Below are 20,964 nucleotides of genomic sequence, written 5' to 3'. Positions count from 1 at the left end.
AGGGCGCGGCGGAGGGTTCCGGCGTCCGGCCGGGCGCCGCCGGTCTCCTCGGCGGCCAGCACCTGTGCCATGCCCCGCAGCAGCTGCGCGAGGATCGTGCCGGAGTTGCCGCGGGCGCCGATCAGCGCGCCGTGCGCCATGGCGCCGGCCGCGTCGGCGAGGAGGGGGGTGGTGCCGGCGGCGGTGTGCCCGTCGAAGGCGGCCTCGACGGCGCGGGCGGCGGACTCGACGGTGAGGTAGAGGTTGGTGCCGGTGTCGCCGTCGGCCACGGGGTAGACGTTGATCGCGTCGATCCGGGCGCGTTCCCGGCCGAGCGCCTCCAGGGCCAGTCCGCACCAGACGCGGACCGTGGTGGCGTCGAGCGGGTGCGGCACAGGGTCCTCCTGGATGACGGGATGCACCGCACAGTAGCCGCGGTCGGGGCAGGAGGCCGGGCCGGGGGCCGGGGGGCTCGTGGTAGTTTCGTTCTACGGGAGTGGCCGATGTATGCTGCTCCGGTTGCCCGATGAGAGTCGGGCCATTCCTCCTCCTGGCGACGCCGGACGATCAATGCACTCGGTCCGTCAGGATTTCACCGTAAGTGCATCTGAAGTCTTTGGAGTGACCCGTGGCTGCCAACTGCGACGTCTGCGGCAAGGGGCCGGGCTTCGGCAAGAGTGTCTCTCACTCGCACCGCCGTACCAACCGTCGTTGGAACCCCAACATCCAGACGGTGCGTGCGACGGTCGGGCGTACGCCGAAGCGGCTGAACGTCTGCACCTCGTGCATCAAGGCCGGCAAGGTCTCGCGCTGACGTCTTAGCCGTGGCGCAGCCGAGCCGGTTGCTGTGACGAAGGCCGGTCCACCCTGTGGTGGGCCGGCCTTCGTCGTGCCTACGCGGAGCGGCCTCGCAGCCGCCAGCCGTGGTCGACGGGGCCGGTGCCGGAGCCGAGCGGGAAGCCGTGGGCGATCGCCCCGGCGACGTAGTCCTTGGCGGCGGCGGCCGCCCGCGGGACGGTGTCGCCGAGGGCGAGGCGGGCCGCGAGGGCGCTGGCGAGGGTGCAGCCGGTGCCGTGGGTGTGCCCGTTGGGGTGGCGCGGGGCGCGCAGCCAGTGCTCCTCGGTGCCGTCGGTGAGCAGGTCGACGGCGTCGGCGGGGCCGCCGGGACCGTCGGGGAGATGACCGCCCTTGATCAGCGCCCAGCGGGGGCCGAGGGCGAGGACCGCGTCGGCGGCCCGCCGCATCCCGCTCTCGTCGCTCACCCGGACCCCGGTGATCCTCGTGACCTCGTCGAGGTTGGGGGTGGCGACGGTGGCGGCCGGCAGCAGCTTGGTGCGGACGGCGTCGAGGGCGTCGGCGGCCAGGAGGCTGTCGCCGTGCTTGGAGACACCGACGGGGTCGACGACGACGGGGGCGTCCACTCCGGTCAGGAGTTCCGCGACGGTCCGGACGAGGGCGGGCGAGGAGAGCATCCCGGTCTTCACCGCCTGGACGCCGATGTCGTCGGCGACGCTGCGGAACTGGGCGCGGACCGCTTCCTCCGGCAGGTCCCACACCCCCTGCACACCGCGCGAGTTCTGCGCGGTGACGGCGGTGAGCACGCTCATGCCGTGGGTGCCCAGTGCCAGCATCGTCTTGAGGTCGGCCTGGATGCCCGCGCCGCCGCCGGAGTCGGAGCCGGCGACGGTCAGGACACGTGGTGGTGTGCGCATGCCGGCGAATCTACCGGGCGCCGCCACCGGGCCCGCATGCGCGGGCGGCGGGGGCCCGGGGCGTCATCCGTCGTCGCCGTTGTCCCCGAAGTGGTCCCAGCCGGGCTTCGTCCAGGGGGCGCCGTCGACGGTCACCTGGGGCAGCGCGGAGGGGTGCAGCACCTCGCCGATCACCTGCCAGCGGGCGGGCAGTTTCACCTCGGCGGGGAAGGTGGCGACGATCGCGTGGTCCTCGCCGCCGTTGAGGACCCACTGGAGGGGGTCGACGCCGACGGCGGCGCCGATGTCGGACATCTGCGAGGGGATGTCGATCGCGGCGGTCCGCAGGTCGATACGGACCTTGCTGGCCGCGGCGATGTGGCCGAGGTCGGCGACCAGGCCGTCGCTGACGTCGGTCATGGCGGTCGCGCCGAGCGCGGCGGCCGCGGGGCCCGCGTGGTAGGGGGGTTCGGGCCTGCGGTGCGCCTCGACGAAGGCGCGCGGTGAGCGGAAGCCGCGGTCGAGGACCGCGTACCCGGCCGCGGACCAGCCGAGCCAGCCGGTCACCGCGACCACGTCTCCGGGCTGCGCCCCGGCCCGGGTGACGGGTTCGGCGTTGCGCAGGTCGCCGAGGGCGGTGACGGCGACGGTGATGGTGTCCCCGCGGACGACGTCGCCGCCCACCACGGCGGCCCCGGCGACCTGGCACTCGTCGCGCAGCCCGTCCATCAGCTCGGTGACCCAGGTCGCGGGGAGCTGCGGGGGGACGACGAGGCCGAGCAGGATCGCGGTGGGGACCGCGCCCATGGCGGCGATGTCGGCGAGGTTCTGCGCGGCGGCCTTGCGGCCGACGTCGTACGCGGTGGACCAGTCGCGGCGGAAGTGGCGGCCCTCCAGAAGGACGTCGGTGCTGGCCACGACCCTCCGGTCGGGCGCGGTGATGACCGCGGCGTCGTCCCCCGGCCCGATGCGTACGGCCGACGTGGAGGTGAGCCGGGAGGTCAGCTCCCTGATCAGCCCGAACTCCCCCAGCTCGCCCACGGTGCCCTTCATGCTGTCGCCCTTCTCGTGCGTACGGACGGTCCGTACTGCGCTGACGTCTTCGCCGCACGTGCCGCGTGCGCCGCGCGGGTCTCCCCGCTCCGCCCGGCGACGCGATACCGTGGCGTCCTTTCTTCCCCCATGATCCTCGTCGCCGCCCTGGAGGCTCCGTGGTACAGGCGTACATCCTGATCCAGACCGAGGTCGGCAGGGCCTCGGCGGTCGCGGAGGTGGTCGCGCAGATCCCCGGTGTGGTGCGGGCCGAGGACGTGACCGGCCCCTATGACGTCATCGTGCGCGCGCAGGCCGAGACGGTCGACGAGCTGGGGCGTCTGGTGGTGGCGAGGGTCCAGGCGGTGGACGGCATCACACGGACGCTGACCTGCCCGGTCGTCCATATCTAGTGTCCTCGTGTACGCGGCCGGGTGATGCTCCCGGGCCGCGGGATGTGCCGTACGACCGGGCCGGGGTGTCCCGTACGGCCGGGCCGGGGTGTGCCGGGGGCGGGGCAGGTAGCCGCCCGGGGCGGCCGGGCCGGGGAGTCGCGGTGCGGTGTTCCGGGGTCCGGTGCGTATCGCGGTGAGCGGGGCGGGTCCCGGACGGTGCCGTGCGGGGACGGGTGGAGCGGTGCGCGTTCCGGCCGCCCCGTACGGGAACGGCGCCGGGCCCGCGGTGTCGGGGCCCGGCACGGCTCGTGGTCCCTAGCGCAGGCCGGTCGGGCGGCGCAGGGCGGCCTGCAGCAGCCGGTCGACCAGCTCCGGGTAGCTCACGCCGCTCTCCTGCCACATCCGCGGGTACATCGAGATGGGCGTGAAGCCGGGCAGCGTGTTGATCTCGTTGATCACGAACTCGCCGTTGTCCTGGAGGAAGAAGTCGGCGCGGACCAGGCCCTCGCAGGAGGCCGCCTCGAACGCCTCGACGGCCAGTTCCTGGACCTTGGCGGTCTGCTCCGGTGTGAGGGGCGCGGGGACGAGGCCGGCGGCGGAGTCGATGTACTTGGCCTCGAAGTCGTAGAAGTCGTGGGCGGTGACCGGGGGGATCTCGGCCGGCACGCTGGCGCGGGGCCCGTCCTCGAACTCCAGCACCCCGCATTCGATCTCGCGGCCGCGCAGCAGCGCCTCGACGATGATCTTGGGGTCGTGGCGCCGGGCCTCCTCGACCGCCTCGTCCAGGCCGCCGATGTCGTCGACCTTGGTGATACCGAAGGACGAGCCGGCGCGGGCGGGCTTCACGAACACCGGCCAGCCGTGCTCGGCGGCGAAGTCCACGATCTTCTTGCGGGCGGCGGACGGGTCCTGCTCCCACTCGCGGGGGCGGACGACCTCGTAGGGGCCGACCGGCAGCCCGAAGGAGGCGAACACCCGCTTCATGTAGTCCTTGTCCTGGCCGACGGCCGAGGACAGCACACCCGAGCCGACGTAGGGGACGCCCGCGAGGTCCAGCATCCCCTGGAGGGTGCCGTCCTCCCCGTAGGGCCCGTGCAGCACCGGGAAGACGACGTCGACCTCACCGAGCGCCTTGGGCACCACACCGGGCTCGCTGTAGACCAGCTCGCGGTCGGACGGGTCCAGCGGCAGCACCACGGTGCCCTCGGTGGACTCGGCCAGCTCGTCGACGCTGGGCAGCCGGCGCTCTTCGATGGCCATCCGCTCGGGGTCGTCGGCGGTCAGTGCCCAGCGGCCGTCGGCCGTGATGCCGATCGGCAGCACGTCGTACTTCTCGCGGTCAATGGCGCGCAGGACGGCTCCCGCGGTGACCACGGAGATGGCGTGCTCGGAGCTGCGGCCACCGAACACGACGGCGACGCGGGGCTTGTGGTGAGGAGTCTGGCTGCTCATAACGGGTCGAGGGTACAGGCTGTCGGACAGGGATTCGGTGCGGCGGCCGCCGGGGACGGCCGTGTTGGGGACGCCGGGTCCCCGCACGGCGGCCCGCGCGGCGGTCAGTGCCGCTCGGGCTTGGCGCTGCGCGCCATCAGCTGCTGGAGGGCGACCATCGGGGGCTTGCCCTCGTGCACGATCTCCACCACCGTCTCGGTGATGGGCATGTCGACGCCGAACCGGCGGGCCAGATCCCGTACGGACTCACAGGACTTGACGCCCTCGGCGGTCTGCTTGGTGACCGCTATCGTCTCCTCCAGCGTCATTCCCCGGCCGAGGTTGTGGCCGAAGGTGTTGTTGCGCGACAGCGGCGAGGAGCAGGTGGCGACGAGGTCGCCCATGCCGGCCAGACCGGCGAAGGTGTGCGCGTCGGCGCCCATGGCGAGCCCGAGCCGGGTGGTCTCGGCGAGGCCTCGGGTGATGAGGGACGCCTTGGCGTTGTCGCCCAGGCCCATGCCGTCCGCGATGCCGACGGCGAGGGCGATGACGTTCTTCACGGCGCCGCCGAGCTCGCAGCCGACCACGTCGGTGTTGGTGTACGGCCGGAAGTACGGGGTGTGGCAGGCGGCCTGGAGGCGCCGGGCGGCCTCCTCGTCGGCGCAGGCGACGACCGCGGCGGCGGGCTGCCGGGCGGCGACCTCCCGGGCGAGGTTGGGGCCGGTGAGGACCGCGACCCGTTCGGCCGGGACCTTGGCGACCTCCTCGACGACCTGGCTCATGCGCAGGGTGCTGCCGAGTTCGATGCCCTTCATCAGCGAGACCAGGACGGTGTCGTCCGGCAGCAGCGGGGCCCACTCGGCGAGGTTGCCGCGCAGCGTCTGCGAGGGGATCGTCAGGACGGTGAAGTCGGCGCCCCGGGCGGCCTCGGCCGGGTCGGTGGTGGCGCGCACCCCCTCGGGCAGCGTCACGCCCGGCAGGTAGTCGGGGTTGGTACGGCTGGTGTTGACGGCCTCGACGAGGTCGGGCCTGCGGGCCCAGAGGGTCACCTCGCAGCCCGCGTCGGCGAGCACCATCGCGAACGCGGTGCCCCACGATCCGGTGCCGAATACGGCGCAGCGCGTCACTTGCCCTCATCCTCCTGAAGCTGCCGGGTGCTTCGGTCCTGCCCGGGCCCGTCGGGCGCGGCCCGCCCGAGCCGTTCCGCCTCGGCGCGGGCGGCCTCGCGGGCCGCGCGCCGCTCGCGGGCGAACGCCTTGCGGGCGTCGTACAGCTCGGCCGGGGGCCGCTCGCCCCGGATCTCCGCGAGCTGCGCGGTGACCGCGTCCATGATGACCTCGGTCACCTCGCGGAGCACCTCGGCGGTGGGCTCCTTGTCGTAGTACGCGCTCAGGTCGACGGGCGGTCCGGCCTGCACCCGCAGGGTCTTGCGGGGGAAGAGGCGGAGCTTCTTGTCCTTGGCGTACGGCGGCATGGCCTCGTTGGCGCCCCATTGCGCGACGGGGACGACCGGGGCCTTGGTGAGCAACGCCACTCGCGCGGCACCGGTTTTGCCCTGCATCGGCCACAGGTCGGGGTCGCGGGTGAGGGTGGCCTCGGGGTAGAAGGCGACGCATTCGCCGCGCCGGATGGCGGCGACCGCGGCGCGGAACGCGGCGGCGGCGTCGGCGGTTTCCCGGTAGACCGGGATCTGGCCGGTGCCGCGCATCACCAGGCCGACAAAGCCCTTGCGGAAGAGGGCGGCCTTGGCGAGGAATCGGGGAACCCGGCCGGTGTTGTACTGGTAGTGCGCATAGGAGAGCGGGTCCAGATACGAGTTGTGGTTGACCGCGGTGATAAATCCGCCGTCGGCCGGAATGTGCTCCATTCCCTTCCAGTCCCGCTTGAACAGAACCAAGAGCGGCGGTTTGCAGATGACCGCGGCCAAGCGGTACCAGAAGCCGATTCTGCGGCGGGACACTGGGACACCCTCCTTTTGGGGACCTGCGTTGCTGCTGCGAGCCGGCAGCCGCACAAGTGTCGCCCCAGGTACCCGCTATGTCGAGAACACCGTAACCCCGCGTCTCCCCCGGAGCGCCGGGGGCGGGGGGAAAATGAAGCCGATGCACAGAGACGGAGCGGATGTGGTCTGGAGCCTGGTGGTGCCGTTGAAACCGCTGGTGCGGGCCAAGAGCAGGCTCTCGGGAGCCACGGGTGAGGAGTTCCGGCCGAAGTTGGCTCTGGCTTTCGCGCAGGACACCGTGACAGCCGCGCTGGCCTGCGAGGACGTCGCGGATGTGGCGGTTGTCACGGATGATCCGCTGGCCGCGTCGGAGCTGGCCGCACTGGGCGCGGCGATTGTGCCCGACAGCCCTGCCTCGGGCCTCAACGCCGCGCTGGCACACGGCGCGGAAGTGGTCCGCAGCCGCCGCCCGGGCGCGTCGCTCGCCACGCTGAACGCCGACCTTCCGGCACTGCGGCCCGCCGAACTGTCCCGCGTCCTGCATTACGCCGCGCTATTTCCGCGGGCATTTCTGGCCGATGCCGCGGATATCGGCACCACCCTGCTCACGGCGCGTTCCGGTACGGAATTGGCGCCGGCTTTCGGGGGCCCTTCCCGCTGTCGGCACCTGGCGTCGGGGGCACGGGAAATCACCGTGCGGGACGTTCCCTCGGTACGCCGGGACGTGGACACCGGTGACGATCTGCGGGCCGCGCTGTCCCTCGGGGTGGGCCCGCACACGGCCCTGCTGGCCGGCGGCGCGGCGTGGGCGGAGGGCGCGGCCTGAAGGCTGTGACCTGCGCGTTCAGAGGGTCTGGAGCGTGATCAGGTCGATGTGGCGGTTCTCACCCTCGCCGGTGACCTCGATCCGTACCCGCTGGCCGGGCCGCAGCAGCCGCAACCCGCCCGCGTCGAAGGCCGCCGCGCCGAAGGGCAGCGGTGTGCCGTCGTCCAGCAGCACGCTGCCGGAGCGGGTCTCGGGGTCGTAGGTGTACGCGGTGGCCTGCATGGGGCGAAGCCTAGTGCGCGCGGTCACCGGTAACGCACGGCGGGCCGGGCTCCCCGGAGGAAGACCGGCCCGGCGTCGCCGCGGAAAGGAATCACCGCTTGCGAGCGGTGGTCTTCTTCGCCGTGGTCTTGCGTGCCGTGGTCTTCTTGGCGGGAGCCTTCTTCGCCGTCGCCTTCTTCGCCGGCGCGGTCTTCTTGGCGGTGGTCTTCTTCGCCGCCGTGGTGGTGGCCTTCTTCGCCGGCGCCGCCTTCTTCGCGGTGGTGGCCTTCTTCGCCGTCGTCTTCTTCGCCGCCGTGGTCGTCTTCTTCGCCGCCGCGGTGGTCTTCTTGGCGGTGGTCTTCTTCGCGGGTGCCGCCTTCTTCGCGGCCGCCGTGGTCTTCTTCACCGCGGCCTTCTTGGCGGTGGTGGCCTTCTTCGCCGCGGCCTTCTTCACCGTGGTCCGCGTGGCGGCGCCACCCGAGAGGCTGCCCTTGGGGGCCTTCTTGACGGAGACCTCGCCGCCCTTGGGGAGCTTCTTGGAGCCACTCACCAGGTCCTTGAAGCCCTGGCCCGCGCGGAATCGCGGCACGGAGGTCTTCTTGACCCGCACGCGCTCACCCGTCTGCGGGTTGCGGGCGTAGCGGGCCGGGCGGTCGACCTTCTCGAACGAGCCGAATCCGGTGACCGAAACCCGGTCGCCCGCGACAACTGCACGCACGATTGCGTCCAGGACCGCGTCGACCGCGTCGGCGGCGTTCTGGCGGCCGCCGAGCTTGTCGGCAATGGCTTCTACGAGCTGCGCCTTGTTCACGTCTTCCCCTTCGGAGACATTGCTGGAACGAAAGTTTCCAAGCTTTTTCGCACGTTAGGCAGATATATACCGCAAATCAAACACGAAACGGGCTAATCACCCTTGTGCCGCAACGCACTCGACCTTCACGGACTTCCGTCGGTGTGCACGTCTTCGGGATAACGACCTTCGTCCAGGTCAGCCATGAACCACTCCAGACGCCTTGCCGCGTCCGCAAGATCGTGTTTTGCCGCGGCCGTGATGACGAGCAGCTTCCGGGTCAGCGCCATCCGTACGCCCTCCGGGACTTGCAGTGTCCGCACCCTTGCGTGTGCGTCCTTGAGTCGGTCGGCGACGGAACCGTAGAGCTGGAGTTGGTCGTCGCGTTCCATGCGCTAATTGTGCCATCTGCGGCGAGTTGTCGCTTCACGGGGCCTCAACAGCGCCCTCCACACGCCGATGCGCCCCCTGGCAAGTGCACAGGGGGCGCATCGTACGCAATATTGCTTTGAGCCATAAAACCCGAGGTCAGACCTCTGTGGTCCGGGGCTTGAAGGACGGCCTGTCCGCCTCGTAGGCGGCGATGGCGGACTCCTCCCGAAGGGTGAGGCTGATGTCGTCCAGCCCCTCCAGCAGCCGGTGGCGGGCGTTCTCGTCCAGTGCGAAACCGGCGGTGAGGCCCGCGGCGCGGACCTGGCGCGCCACCAGGTCCACGGTCACCTCGGTGGCCGGGTCGGACTCGGTGAGGCGTTGCAGTTCCTCGACGGTCTCCTGCGGCAGGACCACCGTCAGCAGGCCGTTCTTGAGGGAGTTTCCGCGGAAGATGTCCGCGAACCGCGAGGAGATGACGGCCTTGAAGCCGTAGTTCTGCAGCGCCCAGACGGCGTGCTCGCGCGAGGAGCCGGTGCCGAAGTCGGGGCCGGCGACCAGGACCGTCGCCCCCCGGTACGCCTCCTGGTTGAGGACGAACTCCGGGTCCTTGCGCCATGCCTCGAACAGGCCGTCCTCGAAGCCGTCGCGGGTGACCTTCTTCAGCCAGTGCGCGGGGATGATCTGGTCGGTGTCGACGTTGGAGCGGCGCAGCGGGACGGCCCGGCCGGTGTGGGTGGTGAAGGCTTCCATCGTTATCGGACTCCAGCGGGCGTGGGGGTGTCGGCGGACAGGTCGGCGGGTGAGGCCAGATGGCCGAGAACCGCCGTCGCGGCGGCGACCTGGGGCGAGACGAGGTGGGTCCGGCCGCCCTTGCCCTGCCGTCCCTCGAAGTTGCGGTTGGAGGTGGACGCCGAGCGTTCGCCGGGCGCGAGCTGGTCGGGGTTCATGCCCAGGCACATGGAGCAGCCCGCGTGGCGCCACTCGGCGCCGGCCGTGGTGAAGACCTTGTCCAGCCCCTCGTGCACGGCCTGGAGGGCGACGCGGACCGAGCCGGGGACGACGAGCATCCGCACCCCGTCGGCGACCGAACGGCCCTGAAGGACCGCGGCCGCGGCCCGCAGGTCCTCGATCCTCCCGTTGGTGCACGAGCCGACGAAAACGGTGTCGACGGCGATGTCCCGCAACGCCTGACCCGCCGTCAGTCCCATGTATTCCAGGGCCTTTTCGGCTGCCTGACGCTCGGAGGCGTCCGCGTAGGAGGCCGGGTCGGGAACGGTGGCGGACAGCGGCGCGCCCTGGCCCGGGTTGGTGCCCCAGGTGACGAACGGGGAGAGCGCGGAGGCGTCGATGACGACCTCGGCGTCGAAGACCGCGTCGTCGTCGGTGCGCAGCGTCCTCCAGTAGGCGACGGCGGCGTCCCAGTCGGCGCCCTGGGGAGCGTGGTCGCGGTCCTTGAGGTAGGCGAAGGTGGTCTCGTCGGGGGCGATCATGCCGGCGCGGGCGCCGGCCTCGATCGACATGTTGCAGACGGTCATCCGGGCCTCCATCGACAGCTTCTCGATGGCGGGGCCGCGGTACTCGATGACGTAGCCCTGTCCGCCGCCGGTGCCGATTTCGGCGATGACCGCCAGGATCAGGTCCTTGGCGGTGACGCCCTCGGGCAGTTCGCCCTCGACGGTGATCGCCATGGTCCGGAACGGCGCCATCGGCAGTGTCTGGGTGGCCAGGACGTGCTCGACCTGGCTGGTGCCGATGCCGAACGCCAGGGCACCGAAGGCGCCGTGCGTGGAGGTGTGGGAGTCGCCGCAGACCACGGTCGTACCGGGCTGGGTCAGTCCCAGCTGCGGTCCCACCACGTGGACAACGCCCTGTTCCACGTCGCCCAGCGGGTGCAGCCGCACCCCGAACTCGGCGCAGTTCTTGCGCAGGGTCTCCAGCTGGGCCCGCGAGACGGGGTCCGCGATCGGCTTGTCGATGTCGAGGGTGGGGGTGTTGTGGTCCTCGGTGGCGAGGGTGAGGTCCCTGCGGCGCACCCGGCGGCCGGCCTTGCGGAGGCCGTCGAACGCCTGCGGGCTGGTGACCTCGTGCAGCAGGTGCAGATCGATGAAGAGCAGGTCGGGCTCGCCTTCCGCGCGCCGGACGACATGGTCGTCCCAGACCTTCTCCGCCAGTGTCCGTCCCATCGCTTTCCCTCCGGCCGGCCGCGTCGTCGGCCCAACTCGTGCGTGTGCGAGATCCCGGCACCGCCCGCGGCGGGTGCCTCGCCGGGCCCCGGTCGAGGGCCACGCCTACAGAGTGACGACTTCCTCGGAAAATTGAACTTGCGTTTCACACTGTGAGACGCAAGTATCGTTGCATGGACAACTCTAGTGGTGTCGGCGTTCTCGACAAGGCAGCTCTGGTGCTGAGCGCTCTGGAGTCCGGTCCGGCCACCCTCGCCGGGCTGGTCGCGGCGACCGGACTGGCCCGCCCCACGGCCCACCGGCTCGCGGTGGCCCTGGAGCATCACCGCATGGTGGCGCGGGACATGCAGGGCCGCTTCATCCTCGGCCCGCGGCTCGCCGAGCTGGCCGCGGCGGCCGGCGAGGACCGCCTCCTCGCCACGGCGGGCCCCGTGCTCACGCATCTGCGCGATGTGACGGGCGAGAGCGCCCAGCTCTACCGGCGCCAGGGCGACATGCGGATCTGTGTGGCCGCGGCGGAACGCCTGTCCGGACTGCGGGACACCGTCCCGGTGGGCTCCACCCTCCCCATGAAGGCGGGCTCGGCGGCGCAGATCCTGATGGCCTGGGAAGAACCGGAGCGGCTGCACCGCGGCCTCCAGGGCGCCCGTTTCACCGCGACCGCTCTCTCGGGCGTACGGCGCCGGGGCTGGGCCCAGTCGATCGGCGAGCGGGAGCCGGGCGTGGCGTCCGTCTCCGCCCCCGTACGCGGCCCCTCGAACCGTGTGGTGGCGGCCGTGTCGGTCTCCGGCCCCATCGAGCGGCTGACCCGCCACCCGGGCCGTATGCACGCCCAGGCCGTGATCGACGCGGCGGCCCGCCTGTCCGAGGGCCTGCGCCGCGCCGGCTGATCCACCACGGCATTTACGGCCGCGGCCCGCGCCGTCCGAGCGGGGCCGCGGCCTTTCGCCCGCCCGGGGGAACAACTCCCCCACCACGACCGTCCACTGGAAATCGACCAAGGCCCCTGCCGAAGCAGGGGCCTTGATTCTTGTGTACCCCCGACCGGATTCGAACCGGCGCTACCGCCTTGAGAGGGCGGCGTGCTAGGCCGCTACACAACGGGGGCGAGTTTTTGTGCAGTTGAGCTACGCCATTTCTGACGTTCTGCGCTTCCGCGCTGGGCTACCAGGACTCGAACCTAGACTAAATGAACCAGAATCACTCGTGCTGCCAATTACACCATAGCCCATGGTGGTTTAGACCAGTACCCCCGACCGGATTCGAACCGGCGCTACCGCCTTGAGAGGGCGGCGTGCTAGGCCGCTACACAACGGGGGCCCTAGCGATCCTCCACGCGGCGGAAACCGCGTGTTGCCTGCATCATCGCATCCGGGTGCGACCCGAAGGAGACGGAGAGCAAGGATCTGTACCCCCGACCGGATTCGAACCGGCGCTACCGCCTTGAGAGGGCGGCGTGCTAGGCCGCTACACAACGGGGGCTAGACACTGCATTCAAGAGAACGTCGACGAGACGAAACAATCCGAAGATGATCTCTTGCTGGGCTACCAGGACTCGAACCTAGACTAACTGAACCAGAATCAGTCGTGCTGCCAATTACACCATAGCCCACCAAAACGCAACCCCCGGTGGGGATTTTGTTCGGCTTGCGCTTTCCGGCCGGGCCTCTCGGCCCTCTCGGGCGGCGCAGGAAGAACATTACCTGATCGTGGACGGGGCTCCAAAACCGATAAGGCCGGGCGGCAGGCCGACCGCCTCCGCGCGGGTCCCCACCCGCCGCACACCGGGCGGCACGCCCGCCCCCGCGCCACCACGGTCCAGCCACACCGCCACCAGCCCGGCATCCCGGACACCCAGCGCGTCCGCGTCGAGGCGGTCCCCGATGTACGCCACCTCGGACGGTGGCAGCCCCAACGCCGCGCAGCTGGCCCGGAACACCCCCTCCGGTAGTCGAGAAAGCCCACCTCACCGGCACTGAACCACGCGGGTTCACTCTCGGTGACCGTCCGCCACCGCTCCCCCGTAAGCCTCCAGCGCCTTCTCCTCCGCCAGATGCCGCAGCACGGCGGCAGGGTCCGCCCCACTGTGGTCGAAGAGGGTGTCGTCCACGTCCCACAGGACAGCGCGCAGGGCCATAGGAGGGAAGCTACGCGGCGAGGTCCGTGCCCGGAATGGCGTGAGCCTTCAGCTCCCGGAAGGCGGTGTCCAGAGCGTCGATCTCGTCGTCCGGGAACTGATCTGCCGTGCGTCGAGATCATGTGCACCGAGCATCGGTGATCACACGGGCGAACGTACCGCCCAGGCGTCACTTCCCTTGATGTCGATCTCCGCACGGACCGTCTTGCCCGGACCGTCCGCACGCGACTCGACCGACCACCGGGAGGCCAGCCCGCTGACCAGCCAGAGCCCGCGTCCGGATTCCGCGTCCGACTGTGTGGGGGCGGCAGCCCGGTCCGGTGGGCGAACCTCGCTACGGGTGTCCGTGACCTCGACGCGGACGCGGGCGGGATCTCCGTCGATCGTGAGGGAGAGGCGGAAGTCGCGGCCTGGAACACGCCCGTGGGTCGCGGCGTTGGCCGCCAGCTCCCCGACGATCTGGGCGACGTCATCGTTCATGGCCGAGCCGCACGGGAAGCCCCATTCGGCCATCCGGCGAGAGGCCAGCCGTCGCGCGAGGCGGGCTCCGCGAGGGGTGGAGGTGAAGCGCATCGTGAAGTCGAGCTCGGTGAAGCCGAACCCGGTAGGGGGGATTTCGGTCGTCATGGCGGCAAGCCTGCTGTCCCATACCTACGGTCACCAGTGACGGCACCTCTACACAGCGTGGCTGTGGGGATGGGGATGGCGCCCTGTCGGGGCGGTGAGAGGGGAAGCACATGACACAGGTTCCGGAGCAGACCGGGGCTGGGCGGAAAGAGGATCCCGCGGACGAGTTTCTGCGGTCGTTCGGCCGCCAGATCAAGATCTTTCGGGAGCGGGCACAGCTGACGCAGGCCGCGCTGGGGGCACTCATCGGATACAGCGAGGCCCAGATCGCCGCGATCGAGCAGGGGCGGCGGATTCCACGCCCCGACACGATCGACAAGCTGGACGACCTGCTCGACGCCGGCGGGGTGCTGCGGGCGATGAAGCGGACGGTGGCGCTGGCGCGGTATCCGGCGTTCTTCCGGGGAGCGGCCAAGATCGAGGAAGAGGCCGTGGAATTCCACGCGTACGCGGCTCTCGCCGTGCCTGGGCTGCTCCAGACCGAACAATACGCACGGACGATGTTCACCGTCTGGCGTCCGCGAAGGGCTGAAGCTGAGATCGAGCAGATGGTCATGGCCCGTATGGCCAGGCACAAGATTTTCGAGCGCAAGCCCTCGCCTACGTTGAGCTTCGTCATCGAGGAGTCCGTACTCCAGCGGCCATTCGGCGGTACGCAGGTGCTGCGCGGCCAACTGGAACATCTGCTGCTGTCCGGGGAGAACCCCAACGTGGAGATCCAAGTGATGCCGACCCGAATGACCGACCACGCAGGTGCCGACGGCCCGTTCACCATGATGACGCCCCGGGGAGGCGAGCAAGTGGCGTACGTGGAGAGCCAGGGCAGCGGCAAGGTGATCACCGATCGGGAATCCGTACGGGGATTCGCCGTACGATATGGAATCCTGCGGGCCCAGGCGCTGCCACCGGACGAATCCCTGTGCCACATCGAGAAGTTGCTGCAAGGAGAGCTATGAACACCGAGCAGTCCACGTCCCAACTGCTCCGCTGGGTCACCTCCAGCTACAGCGGCGGCGCAGGTGGCGAGTGTGTTGAGGTGGCCGCCACCGCCACCGCCGTCCACGTCCGCGACTCCAAGGACACCGGACGAGGAAGCTTCACCGTCTCCCCCGACGCCTGGTGCGCGTTCCTGGCGCACGCACGCCGCTGACCGGATACGACAGCCGGCACGGCGTCACGGCCGACTTGACTGCCGCCCCTGGGCAGAGGCTCCCGCTGGCACCCTGAGGCGCTGCCCCGGAGCCCGCTCGGCCCCGGGGCGGGCCGGAGGAATCCGCGGCGGAGGGCGGCGGTGTCAGTCCACCCAGTTCTTCAGCGGCTCGGTGTCGATCTTGAGGCCGACCGGGGCCGGGAGCTCGACGGGCGTGCCGAAGCGCACCGTGACGGCCTGGTCGTAGCGGTCGCCGTCGGGCTTCGAGAAGACGGTGGCCTCGCCCGTGTCCCGGTCGACCAGCAGGTAGACCGGGATACCGGTCTCCGCGTAGGCGGGGGGCTTCTCCCGACGGTCACAGCGGTCGGTGTCAGGGTCGTACGAGGTGACCTCGACGACCATCAGGACGTGCCCGGGGTCGGCCCACTCCCCCTGGCCCGAGAAGGAGCCACGTGGGGCGAGCGTGGCGTCAGGGCGTGCCCTGCCCTCGCGGTACGCCCGGATCTTGAGACCTCGCCCTGCGTAAAGGTGCAGTTCGGGTCGGTGTTGCAGGCACAGGCGCTGGAGCTGGGCGATGATCTCGGCGTGGTCGCCGTCCGGCGGCGCCTTGATGCCCGGCCTTCCGTCGATGAGCTCCAGACGCAGCCCTTCGGCGGTACGGGCGGCGAGACGGGCCAGTTCCTCGAATTCGCCGAGTGGCATGTGCGGCCGGTCGGCGAGTGCGGCCTTGATCAGCCCTTCGCTTGGCTCTGTCACGCTCGTTGCCCCGTTCTGGTCGTCCGTCCCCCCTGAATACACCGGGAGCCCGGAAGCCGTGACGGCTTCCGGGCCCGTGGCACTCGTACGGGCGTCAGCCCGCGAGCTTCGCCAGTGCCGCGTCGATGCGCTGGAGGGTACGGTCCTTGCCGAGAACCTCCAGGGACTCGAACAGGGGCAGGCCGACGGTGCGGCCGGTGACGGCCACCCGGACGGGGGCCTGTGCCTTGCCGAGCTTGAGGCCGTGCTCCTCGCCGGCCGCGAGGACGGCCTGCTTGAGGGACTCGGGGCTGGTCCAGTCGGCGTCGGCCAGCTTGGCGCGGGCCGTCGTCAGCAGGGCCGCCGGGTCGCCCTTCATCGCCTTGGTCCAGGACGCCTCGTCCTCGACGGGCTCCTTGAGGAAGAGGAAGTCGACGTTGGCGACGATGTCGGAGAGGACCGTCAGCCGGGTCTGGGCGTGCGGGGCGATGGCCTCCCAGGCCGCCTGGTCGAAGTCCTCGGGGGCCCAGGGGGCGTGCGGGGCGCGCAGCCAGGGCTCGCAGGCCGCGGTGAACGCCGCGGGGTCCAGCTGCCGGATGTGGTCGGCATTGATGGCCTCGGCCTTCTTCAGGTCGAAGCGGGCCGGGTTGGCGTTGACGTCCGCGATGTCGAACTTCTCGACCAGCTCGGCGACCGAGAAGATGTCCCGGTCGGCGGAGAAGGACCAGCCGAGGAGGGCGAGGTAGTTGAGCAGGCCCTCGGGGAGGAAGCCGCGCTCGCGGTAGAGGTTCAGGGACGCCTGCGGGTCACGCTTGGAGAGCTTCTTGTTGCCCTCACCCATGACGTACGGCAGGTGGCCGAAGGCCGGGATCTCCTTGGCGATGCCCAGCTCGATCAGCGCCTTGTAGAGGGCGATCTGGCGGGGGGTGGAGGAGAGCAGGTCCTCGCCGCGCAGGACGTGGGTGATCTCCATCAGCGCGTCGTCGACGGGGTTGACGAGCGTGTAGAGGGGCGCGCCGTTGGCCCGGACGATGCCGTAGTCGGGCACGTTCTCCGGGGTGAAGGTCAGCTCGCCGCGGACCAGGTCGGTGAAGGTGATCGGCTCGTCGGGCATCCGGAAGCGGACGATCGAGGGGCGGCCCTCGGCCTCGTACGCGGCCTTCTGCCCGTCGGTGAGGTCGCGGCACGTGCCGTCGTAGCCGGAGGGGCGGCCCTCCTTGCGGGCGGTCTCGCGGCGGGCCTCCAGCTCCTCGGCGGTGCAGTAGCAGGGGTAGGCGTGGCCGGCGGCGAGCAGCTTGTCGGCGACGTCCTTGTAGAGGTCCATCCGCTGCGACTGGCGGTAGGGGGCGTGCGGGCCGCCGATCTCCGGGCCCTCGTCCCAGTCGAAGCCGAGCCAGCGCATGGAGTCCAGGAGCTGGTTGTAGGACTCCTCGGAGTCGCGGGCCGCGTCGGTGTCCTCGATGCGGAAGACCAGGGTTCCCTGGTGGTGCCGGGCGAACGCCCAGTTGAACAGGGCGGTCCGGACCAGGCCCACATGGGGGTTGCCGGTCGGGGAGGGACAGAAACGGACGCGGACGGGGGTCGCGTTAGCCACGCTTGATCACCTTGTTGGTGAGAGTGCCGATGCCTTCGATGGTGACGGCGACCACGTCGCCGACGTTGAGCGGGCCGACCCCGGCCGGGGTGCCCGTGAGGACGACGTCGCCGGGGAGCAGCGTCATCGCCTCGGTGATGTGGACGATCAGATCCTCGATGGAGCGGACCATCTCGCTGGTGCGGCCGAGCTGGCGTTGCTCGCCGTTGACCGTGCACTGGATGGTCAGGTCGCTCGGGTCCAGCTCGGTCTCGACCCAGGGGCCGAGGGGGCAGGAGCTGTCGAAGCCCTTGGCGCGGGCCCACTGGGACTCGCGCTGCTGGACGTCACGCGCGGTGACGTCGTTGGCACAGGTGTAGCCGAGGATGACGTCCTTGACCCGTTCGCGGGGCACCTCTCGGCACATCCGGCCGATGACGACGGCGAGTTCCGCCTCGTGGTGCACCTCCTGGGAGAAGGAGGGGTACGCGATGGGGTCGCCGGGGCCGACCACGGAGGTGGAGGGCTTGAAGAAGGTGACCGGCGTGTCGGGGACGGTGTTGCCCAGCTCGGCGGCGTGCGCGGCGTAGTTCCGCCCGATCGCGACGACCTTGTTGGGCAGGACCGGCGGCAGCAGGCGGACCTTGTCGAGCGGGACCTTTTGGCCCGAGCGCTCGAACTCGGCGAAGGGGTGCCCCTTGATGACGTCGATCTCGTCGCCTTCCAGGACGCCGAAGCCGACGGTGCCGTCGATGGAGAATCTGGCGATGCGCACGGGTTGCCGCTGCCCCTCATGATCACTGGCCGGGAGTTGACACTCCAGGCTAACGCGGGGGCGCGGCGGACCCGCTCCGCTTATTACGCCGAGACGTCCTGGCCAGGGGCCTCGTTCAGGACGGTGCGGCGGGGGTTGGCCGTCTGGGTGGGCAGCTCGACGGTGTGTTCCGGGGCCTCGGTGACGGTCAGCTCGTCGGCGTCCTTGAGGTGCGCCAGCGTGGTGCGCCGCGGGTTGGCTATGTTGCGGAACATCATCGTGGTCTTCACTGCTTCACGCCTCGTGTCGTGTCGTCGGGTGGACGGGCGGGGACGGTGCCCCGTCCGGTGGTTGCCCTTCCTGTCATTCCGGGCAACTTTGTAAAGCGTCAGGCTATGCGCGGCATTCCCAGCGGAGCGCGGGGAAAGTCCTGGACAGACCTGTGAGTTTGCTCACGAGACCTGTGATAAACGCCGCAATTTCCTTGATCACCCCTCTTGAGGAAAGCGGACATCATGGGTACAACGTGATCATTTCTCCGCCGATCACCGCACCTGGGACAGCGCTCATGGCCGCGCGACTCGCGGGTAAAAGTCCGTTATCGGAACCCACTGCTTCTACTTGTCGTGACATGGTCCGCACATTGCGTCACGCATGTCACAGGGGGCGGTACCGCCCTTGTTGGAGATCCGGCACTGTGCTGGAATTCCACGGACCGCCGCACCTTGAGCCGGCGCGCAGGGCGCGAAGTGGCGCCGCGCGGTGGCGTCGCTCTCTCGGCCAGAGGGATCGGCCCGCCGGTCATTCACGACCGCCACGGGGGACTTTGCGGTCTCCCATGACTCGACATCGTCCCGCCGTTGACGCGGAGGGACGCCTGGTCCAGAGGTTGCGACGCTAGTGCAGGGACGTTTCAAGAGGGATGGCACGGGCTCTCCCCAGGCTCGCCAAGGGCTAGGGGAAGCTGCGGCGGACCCGGAGCTGCGCGGCGGGACCGACCGCGCCTCCTCGCCACAGCGCGCCCAGGGCAACAGTCCGGCCGGCGGTCCCGGGCCGTCGGACCGGGGCGGCAAGGGCGGCGAGTCCGCCGACCGCGCCGCGCCCAAGGGCGAGAAGGGCACCGGCTCACGGATCTCGCTGCGCAACCTGCGCATCAGCACCCGCCTGGTCTCCCTGCTCGCGCTGCCCGTCGTCGCCGCCACCTCGCTCGGTGGCCTGCGTATCGAGAGCTCCCTGGAGAACATGGAGCAGCTCGACAAGATGCAGCTGCTCACCGAGATGACGCGGCAGGCGACCAAGCTCGCCGACGCGCTCCAGGTCGAGCGCGACCGGTCCGCCGGACCACTGGCCGGCAGCGGCAACACCAAGGACGTCACCAACGTCGTCGCCCCGCGCCAGGCCACCGACCGCGCTCGCAGCGCCTTCGACGGCGCCACGCACGACATCCAGGGCGACGACGCCACGATGACCGGTGTCCGGGCCACCGTCCTGGAGATCGGCCGCCAGCTCAACACCCTCAACGAGCTCCGCAACAACGCGTACAAGGACGCCGACAACACGGCGCGGACCGTCTCCGGCTACAACCAGCTGATCGGCTCCCTGCTCTCCCTGTCCCAGGACATGGCGCAGGCGACCAGCAACCCGGAGATGATCCGCAGCACCCGTTCGCTGGCGGCCTTCTCCTCCGCCAAGGAGTACGCGTCCATGCAGCGCGCCCTGGTCAGCGCCGGTCTGGCGCACAAGGGCGGCCCGGAGCTCTCGGCCAACGACCGGCTCGCCGGCCGTACCGCCGAGGACAACGAGAAGGCGGCCCGCGACCGCTTCTCCCAGATCTACTCGGGCAACGCCGGCGCGCTCACCCGCGGTCTCGACGGCAACAACGACGAGATCAAGTCCGCCGTCTCCTTCGCGCACCGCGCCTTCGCCAGCGCCTCCGGCATCCGCAGCCAGGACCTCCAGTACCTGGACTGGTACGACTCCGACACCGTCAAGATCGACGAGATGTCGCGCATCGAGAGCCACCTGCTCACCGAGATGGAGCAGAAGTCCCGCGAGCTGCGCGACGACGCCACCACCGACGCGATCATCAACGGTGCGCTGATCGTCCTCGTCCTCGGCATCTCGCTGGTCGGCGCGTTCGTCGTGGCGCGCTCCATGGTGCGTTCGCTGCGCCGTCTCCAGGACACCGCGCAGAAGGTCGCCCAGGAGCGGCTGCCCGAGCTGGTCAAGCAGCTGTCCGAGTCCGACCCGCAGGACGTCGACACCTCCGTCGAGTCGGTCGGTGTGCACAGCCGGGACGAGATCGGCCGGGTGGCCGCGGCCTTCGACGACGTGCACCGCGAGGCCGTCCGGCTGGCGTCCGAGCAGGCGCTGCTCCGGGGCAACGTCAACGCGATGTTCACCAACCTCTCGCGCCGCAGCCAGGGCCTCATCCAGCGTCAGCTCTCGCTCATCTCCGAACTGGAGTCCCGCGAGGCCGACCCGGACCAGCTCTCCTCCCTCTTCAAGCTCGACCACCTCGCCACCCGTATGCGCCGTAACGGCGAGAACCTCCTTGTCCTCGCGGGTGAGGAACCGGGCCGCCGGTGGACGCGCCCGGTCCCGCTGGTCGACGTGCTCCGCGCGGCCGCTTCCGAGGTGGAGCAGTACGAGCGGATCGAACTGAACTCCGTCCCGCAGACCGAGGTCGCCGGACGCGTCGTCAACGACCTCGTGCACCTGCTCGCCGAGCTGCTGGAGAACGCCACCTCGTTCTCCTCCCCGCAGACCAAGGTCAAGGTCACCGGCCACGCGCTGCCCGACGGGCGGGTGCTGGTCGAGATCCACGACACCGGCATCGGCCTGTCCCCCGAGGACCTGGCGGCGATCAACGAGCGGCTGGCCAGCCCGCCGACCGTGGACGTGTCCGTCTCCCGCCGGATGGGCCTGTTCGTGGTCGGCCGGCTGTCGCTGCGCCACGGCATCCGCATCCAGCTGCGCCCGTCCGACTCCGGCGGCACCACCGCGCTGGTCATGCTCCCGGTGGACGTCGCCCAGGGCGGCAAGAAGCCCGCGCCGAGCACCGTCAAGAGCCCCGAGCACAGCGGCGGCTCCAACGCCACCAGCCGGCTCGCGGGGCTCCAGCCGCGCGGCCAGGTCGGCTCGGG

At 70.5% G+C, this 20,964-nt stretch carries 25 protein-coding genes and 5 tRNA genes; 7 read left to right on the top strand and 23 right to left on the bottom strand.

Features of this window, described 5'->3' with window-relative positions; translation table 11 throughout:
- On the bottom strand, window positions 1-374 hold a 374-nt coding region (locus AC51EU_RS13975; protein ID WP_496267209.1), incomplete at its 3' end, for a DAK2 domain-containing protein.
- 233 nt (window positions 375-607) lie between these two features.
- Here AC51EU_RS13975 and rpmB point away from each other — a divergent pair.
- The gene (rpmB, locus tag AC51EU_RS13970) at window positions 608-793 is read left to right on the top strand and encodes a 50S ribosomal protein L28 (protein WP_496267208.1); all 186 of its coding nucleotides are present in this window, start codon (window positions 608-610) and stop codon (window positions 791-793) included.
- A 79-nt stretch (window positions 794-872) separates the two neighbouring features.
- Here the strand turns inward: rpmB and thiD are convergent, their stop codons facing one another.
- A complete protein-coding gene (gene thiD, locus AC51EU_RS13965) occupies window positions 873-1,691 on the bottom strand; it encodes a bifunctional hydroxymethylpyrimidine kinase/phosphomethylpyrimidine kinase (RefSeq protein WP_496267207.1) in 819 nt (272 codons plus the stop codon).
- 63 nt (window positions 1,692-1,754) lie between these two features.
- Window positions 1,755-2,723, bottom strand: a complete 969-nt coding sequence (locus AC51EU_RS13960) for a thiamine-phosphate kinase (RefSeq protein ID WP_496267206.1) — start codon at window positions 2,721-2,723, stop codon at window positions 1,755-1,757.
- A gap of 158 nt (window positions 2,724-2,881) precedes the next feature.
- Here AC51EU_RS13960 and AC51EU_RS13955 point away from each other — a divergent pair, with 158 nt between their 5' ends.
- The gene (locus AC51EU_RS13955) at window positions 2,882-3,115 is read left to right on the top strand and encodes an Lrp/AsnC family transcriptional regulator (RefSeq protein ID WP_496267205.1); all 234 of its coding nucleotides are present in this window, start codon (window positions 2,882-2,884) and stop codon (window positions 3,113-3,115) included.
- 297 nt (window positions 3,116-3,412) lie between these two features.
- Here the strand turns inward: AC51EU_RS13955 and AC51EU_RS13950 are convergent, their stop codons facing one another.
- From AC51EU_RS13950 to AC51EU_RS13940, 3 genes are all read right to left on the bottom strand, one after another.
- On the bottom strand, window positions 3,413-4,549 hold the full coding sequence (locus AC51EU_RS13950) for a D-alanine--D-alanine ligase family protein (RefSeq protein ID WP_496267204.1): 1,137 nt from the start codon (window positions 4,547-4,549) through the stop codon (window positions 3,413-3,415).
- Window positions 4,550-4,653: 104 nt separating this feature from the next.
- Window positions 4,654-5,655: an NAD(P)H-dependent glycerol-3-phosphate dehydrogenase gene (locus AC51EU_RS13945; protein ID WP_496267203.1), complete on the bottom strand. Its 1,002-nt coding sequence runs from the start codon at window positions 5,653-5,655 to the stop codon at window positions 4,654-4,656.
- Window positions 5,652-6,488, bottom strand: coding sequence for a lysophospholipid acyltransferase family protein (locus AC51EU_RS13940; protein ID WP_496267202.1), 837 nt, complete (start codon window positions 6,486-6,488; stop codon window positions 5,652-5,654). Before AC51EU_RS13940 ends, AC51EU_RS13945 begins: the two co-directional genes overlap by 4 nt.
- Window positions 6,489-6,621: 133 nt before the next feature.
- Here AC51EU_RS13940 and cofC point away from each other — a divergent pair, with 133 nt between their 5' ends.
- On the top strand, window positions 6,622-7,296 hold the full coding sequence (gene cofC, locus AC51EU_RS13935; protein WP_496267201.1) for a 2-phospho-L-lactate guanylyltransferase: 675 nt from the start codon (window positions 6,622-6,624) through the stop codon (window positions 7,294-7,296).
- An 18-nt stretch (window positions 7,297-7,314) separates the two neighbouring features.
- Here cofC and AC51EU_RS13930 read toward each other — a convergent pair whose 3' ends face one another.
- From AC51EU_RS13930 to leuC, 5 genes are all read right to left on the bottom strand, one after another.
- On the bottom strand, window positions 7,315-7,518 hold the full coding sequence (locus AC51EU_RS13930) for a hypothetical protein (protein ID WP_496267200.1): 204 nt from the start codon (window positions 7,516-7,518) through the stop codon (window positions 7,315-7,317).
- 91 nt (window positions 7,519-7,609) lie between these two features.
- Complete coding sequence (locus AC51EU_RS13925; protein WP_496267199.1) at window positions 7,610-8,308, bottom strand: HU family DNA-binding protein; 699 nt, start codon at window positions 8,306-8,308, stop codon at window positions 7,610-7,612.
- Between the two features lie 125 nt (window positions 8,309-8,433).
- Window positions 8,434-8,679 carry an SCO5555 family protein gene (locus tag AC51EU_RS13920; RefSeq protein WP_496267198.1) on the bottom strand — a complete coding sequence of 82 codons (246 nt, stop codon included), beginning with the start codon at window positions 8,677-8,679 and terminating at the stop codon, window positions 8,434-8,436.
- Between the two features lie 136 nt (window positions 8,680-8,815).
- A complete protein-coding gene (gene leuD, locus AC51EU_RS13915; RefSeq protein ID WP_496267197.1) occupies window positions 8,816-9,409 on the bottom strand; it encodes a 3-isopropylmalate dehydratase small subunit in 594 nt (197 codons plus the stop codon).
- 2 nt (window positions 9,410-9,411) lie between these two features.
- Window positions 9,412-10,842, bottom strand: coding sequence for a 3-isopropylmalate dehydratase large subunit (gene leuC / locus AC51EU_RS13910; protein WP_496267196.1), 1,431 nt, complete (start codon window positions 10,840-10,842; stop codon window positions 9,412-9,414).
- Between the two features lie 173 nt (window positions 10,843-11,015).
- On the opposite strand from leuC, the gene ndgR reads away from it, so the two are divergent.
- Window positions 11,016-11,732: an IclR family transcriptional regulator NdgR gene (ndgR, locus tag AC51EU_RS13905; RefSeq protein ID WP_496267195.1), complete on the top strand. Its 717-nt coding sequence runs from the start codon at window positions 11,016-11,018 to the stop codon at window positions 11,730-11,732.
- Between the two features lie 145 nt (window positions 11,733-11,877).
- On the opposite strand, the gene AC51EU_RS13900 is transcribed toward ndgR, so the two are convergent.
- The 8 genes from AC51EU_RS13900 to AC51EU_RS13865 all read right to left on the bottom strand — a co-directional run bounded on the left by AC51EU_RS13900 (window position 11,878) and on the right by AC51EU_RS13865 (window position 13,606).
- Window positions 11,878-11,950 (bottom strand) — tRNA-Glu (locus AC51EU_RS13900).
- Window positions 11,951-12,001: 51 nt separating this feature from the next.
- A tRNA-Gln gene (locus AC51EU_RS13895) sits at window positions 12,002-12,073 on the bottom strand.
- 16 nt (window positions 12,074-12,089) lie between these two features.
- A tRNA-Glu gene (locus AC51EU_RS13890) sits at window positions 12,090-12,162 on the bottom strand.
- 89 nt (window positions 12,163-12,251) lie between these two features.
- A tRNA-Glu gene (locus AC51EU_RS13885) sits at window positions 12,252-12,324 on the bottom strand.
- Window positions 12,325-12,382: 58 nt separating this feature from the next.
- Window positions 12,383-12,454, bottom strand: a tRNA-Gln gene (locus AC51EU_RS13880).
- An 87-nt stretch (window positions 12,455-12,541) separates the two neighbouring features.
- Window positions 12,542-12,781 carry an HAD hydrolase-like protein gene (locus AC51EU_RS13875; protein ID WP_496267194.1) on the bottom strand — a complete coding sequence of 80 codons (240 nt, stop codon included), beginning with the start codon at window positions 12,779-12,781 and terminating at the stop codon, window positions 12,542-12,544.
- Between the two features lie 51 nt (window positions 12,782-12,832).
- Window positions 12,833-12,979, bottom strand: coding sequence for a hypothetical protein (locus AC51EU_RS13870; RefSeq protein ID WP_496267193.1), 147 nt, complete (start codon window positions 12,977-12,979; stop codon window positions 12,833-12,835).
- Between the two features lie 141 nt (window positions 12,980-13,120).
- The gene (locus AC51EU_RS13865) at window positions 13,121-13,606 is read right to left on the bottom strand and encodes an ATP-binding protein (protein ID WP_496267192.1); all 486 of its coding nucleotides are present in this window, start codon (window positions 13,604-13,606) and stop codon (window positions 13,121-13,123) included.
- 110 nt (window positions 13,607-13,716) lie between these two features.
- Here AC51EU_RS13865 and AC51EU_RS13860 point away from each other — a divergent pair, with 110 nt between their 5' ends.
- Window positions 13,717-14,562 (top strand): helix-turn-helix domain-containing protein, encoded by an 846-nt coding sequence (locus AC51EU_RS13860; RefSeq protein WP_496267191.1) that lies wholly within the window; start codon window positions 13,717-13,719, stop codon window positions 14,560-14,562.
- Window positions 14,559-14,756, top strand: coding sequence for a DUF397 domain-containing protein (locus AC51EU_RS13855; RefSeq protein WP_496267190.1), 198 nt, complete (start codon window positions 14,559-14,561; stop codon window positions 14,754-14,756). Before AC51EU_RS13860 ends, AC51EU_RS13855 begins: the two co-directional genes overlap by 4 nt.
- Window positions 14,757-14,900: 144 nt before the next feature.
- Here AC51EU_RS13855 and AC51EU_RS13850 read toward each other — a convergent pair whose 3' ends face one another.
- The 4 genes from AC51EU_RS13850 to AC51EU_RS13835 all read right to left on the bottom strand — a co-directional run bounded on the left by AC51EU_RS13850 (window position 14,901) and on the right by AC51EU_RS13835 (window position 18,108).
- Window positions 14,901-15,458 (bottom strand): Uma2 family endonuclease, encoded by a 558-nt coding sequence (locus AC51EU_RS13850; RefSeq protein ID WP_496267210.1) that lies wholly within the window; start codon window positions 15,456-15,458, stop codon window positions 14,901-14,903.
- A 148-nt stretch (window positions 15,459-15,606) separates the two neighbouring features.
- The gene (gene gltX / locus AC51EU_RS13845) at window positions 15,607-17,085 is read right to left on the bottom strand and encodes a glutamate--tRNA ligase (protein WP_496267189.1); all 1,479 of its coding nucleotides are present in this window, start codon (window positions 17,083-17,085) and stop codon (window positions 15,607-15,609) included.
- Window positions 17,078-17,839: a fumarylacetoacetate hydrolase family protein gene (locus AC51EU_RS13840; RefSeq protein WP_496267188.1), complete on the bottom strand. Its 762-nt coding sequence runs from the start codon at window positions 17,837-17,839 to the stop codon at window positions 17,078-17,080. The genes gltX and AC51EU_RS13840 overlap by 8 nt, the downstream gene beginning before the upstream one ends.
- An 83-nt stretch (window positions 17,840-17,922) precedes the next feature.
- Window positions 17,923-18,108: a hypothetical protein gene (locus tag AC51EU_RS13835; RefSeq protein ID WP_496267187.1), complete on the bottom strand. Its 186-nt coding sequence runs from the start codon at window positions 18,106-18,108 to the stop codon at window positions 17,923-17,925.
- Between the two features lie 610 nt (window positions 18,109-18,718).
- Between AC51EU_RS13835 and AC51EU_RS13830 the strand changes: the two genes are divergently transcribed.
- On the top strand, window positions 18,719-20,964 hold a 2,246-nt coding region (locus tag AC51EU_RS13830), incomplete at its 3' end, for a sensor histidine kinase (RefSeq protein ID WP_496267186.1).

The organism is Candidatus Streptomyces philanthi (assembly GCF_059553635.1).
This window is presented reverse-complemented; position numbering and strand designations above follow the sequence as displayed.

What these genes read in the sequence shown, in the direction of transcription:
- AC51EU_RS13930 (WP_496267200.1), bottom strand. Translation starts at nt 7,518, where the DNA reads ATGCAGGCCACCGCGTACACCTACGACCCCGAGACCCGCTCCGGCAGC.
- AC51EU_RS13860 (WP_496267191.1), top strand. Translation starts at nt 13,717, where the DNA reads ATGACACAGGTTCCGGAGCAGACCGGGGCTGGGCGGAAAGAGGATCCC.
- leuC (WP_496267196.1), bottom strand. Translation starts at nt 10,842, where the DNA reads ATGGGACGGACACTGGCGGAGAAGGTCTGGGACGACCATGTCGTCCGG.
- AC51EU_RS13920 (WP_496267198.1), bottom strand. Translation starts at nt 8,679, where the DNA reads ATGGAACGCGACGACCAACTCCAGCTCTACGGTTCCGTCGCCGACCGA.
- AC51EU_RS13855 (WP_496267190.1), top strand. Translation starts at nt 14,559, where the DNA reads ATGAACACCGAGCAGTCCACGTCCCAACTGCTCCGCTGGGTCACCTCC.
- leuD (WP_496267197.1), bottom strand. Translation starts at nt 9,409, where the DNA reads ATGGAAGCCTTCACCACCCACACCGGCCGGGCCGTCCCGCTGCGCCGC.
- ndgR (WP_496267195.1), top strand. Translation starts at nt 11,016, where the DNA reads ATGGACAACTCTAGTGGTGTCGGCGTTCTCGACAAGGCAGCTCTGGTG.
- thiD (WP_496267207.1), bottom strand. Translation starts at nt 1,691, where the DNA reads ATGCGCACACCACCACGTGTCCTGACCGTCGCCGGCTCCGACTCCGGC.
- AC51EU_RS13865 (WP_496267192.1), bottom strand. Translation starts at nt 13,606, where the DNA reads ATGACGACCGAAATCCCCCCTACCGGGTTCGGCTTCACCGAGCTCGAC.
- AC51EU_RS13850 (WP_496267210.1), bottom strand. Translation starts at nt 15,458, where the DNA reads ATGCCACTCGGCGAATTCGAGGAACTGGCCCGTCTCGCCGCCCGTACC.
- AC51EU_RS13950 (WP_496267204.1), bottom strand. Translation starts at nt 4,549, where the DNA reads ATGAGCAGCCAGACTCCTCACCACAAGCCCCGCGTCGCCGTCGTGTTC.
- AC51EU_RS13870 (WP_496267193.1), bottom strand. Translation starts at nt 12,979, where the DNA reads ATGGCCCTGCGCGCTGTCCTGTGGGACGTGGACGACACCCTCTTCGAC.
- cofC (WP_496267201.1), top strand. Translation starts at nt 6,622, where the DNA reads ATGAAGCCGATGCACAGAGACGGAGCGGATGTGGTCTGGAGCCTGGTG.
- AC51EU_RS13960 (WP_496267206.1), bottom strand. Translation starts at nt 2,723, where the DNA reads ATGAAGGGCACCGTGGGCGAGCTGGGGGAGTTCGGGCTGATCAGGGAG.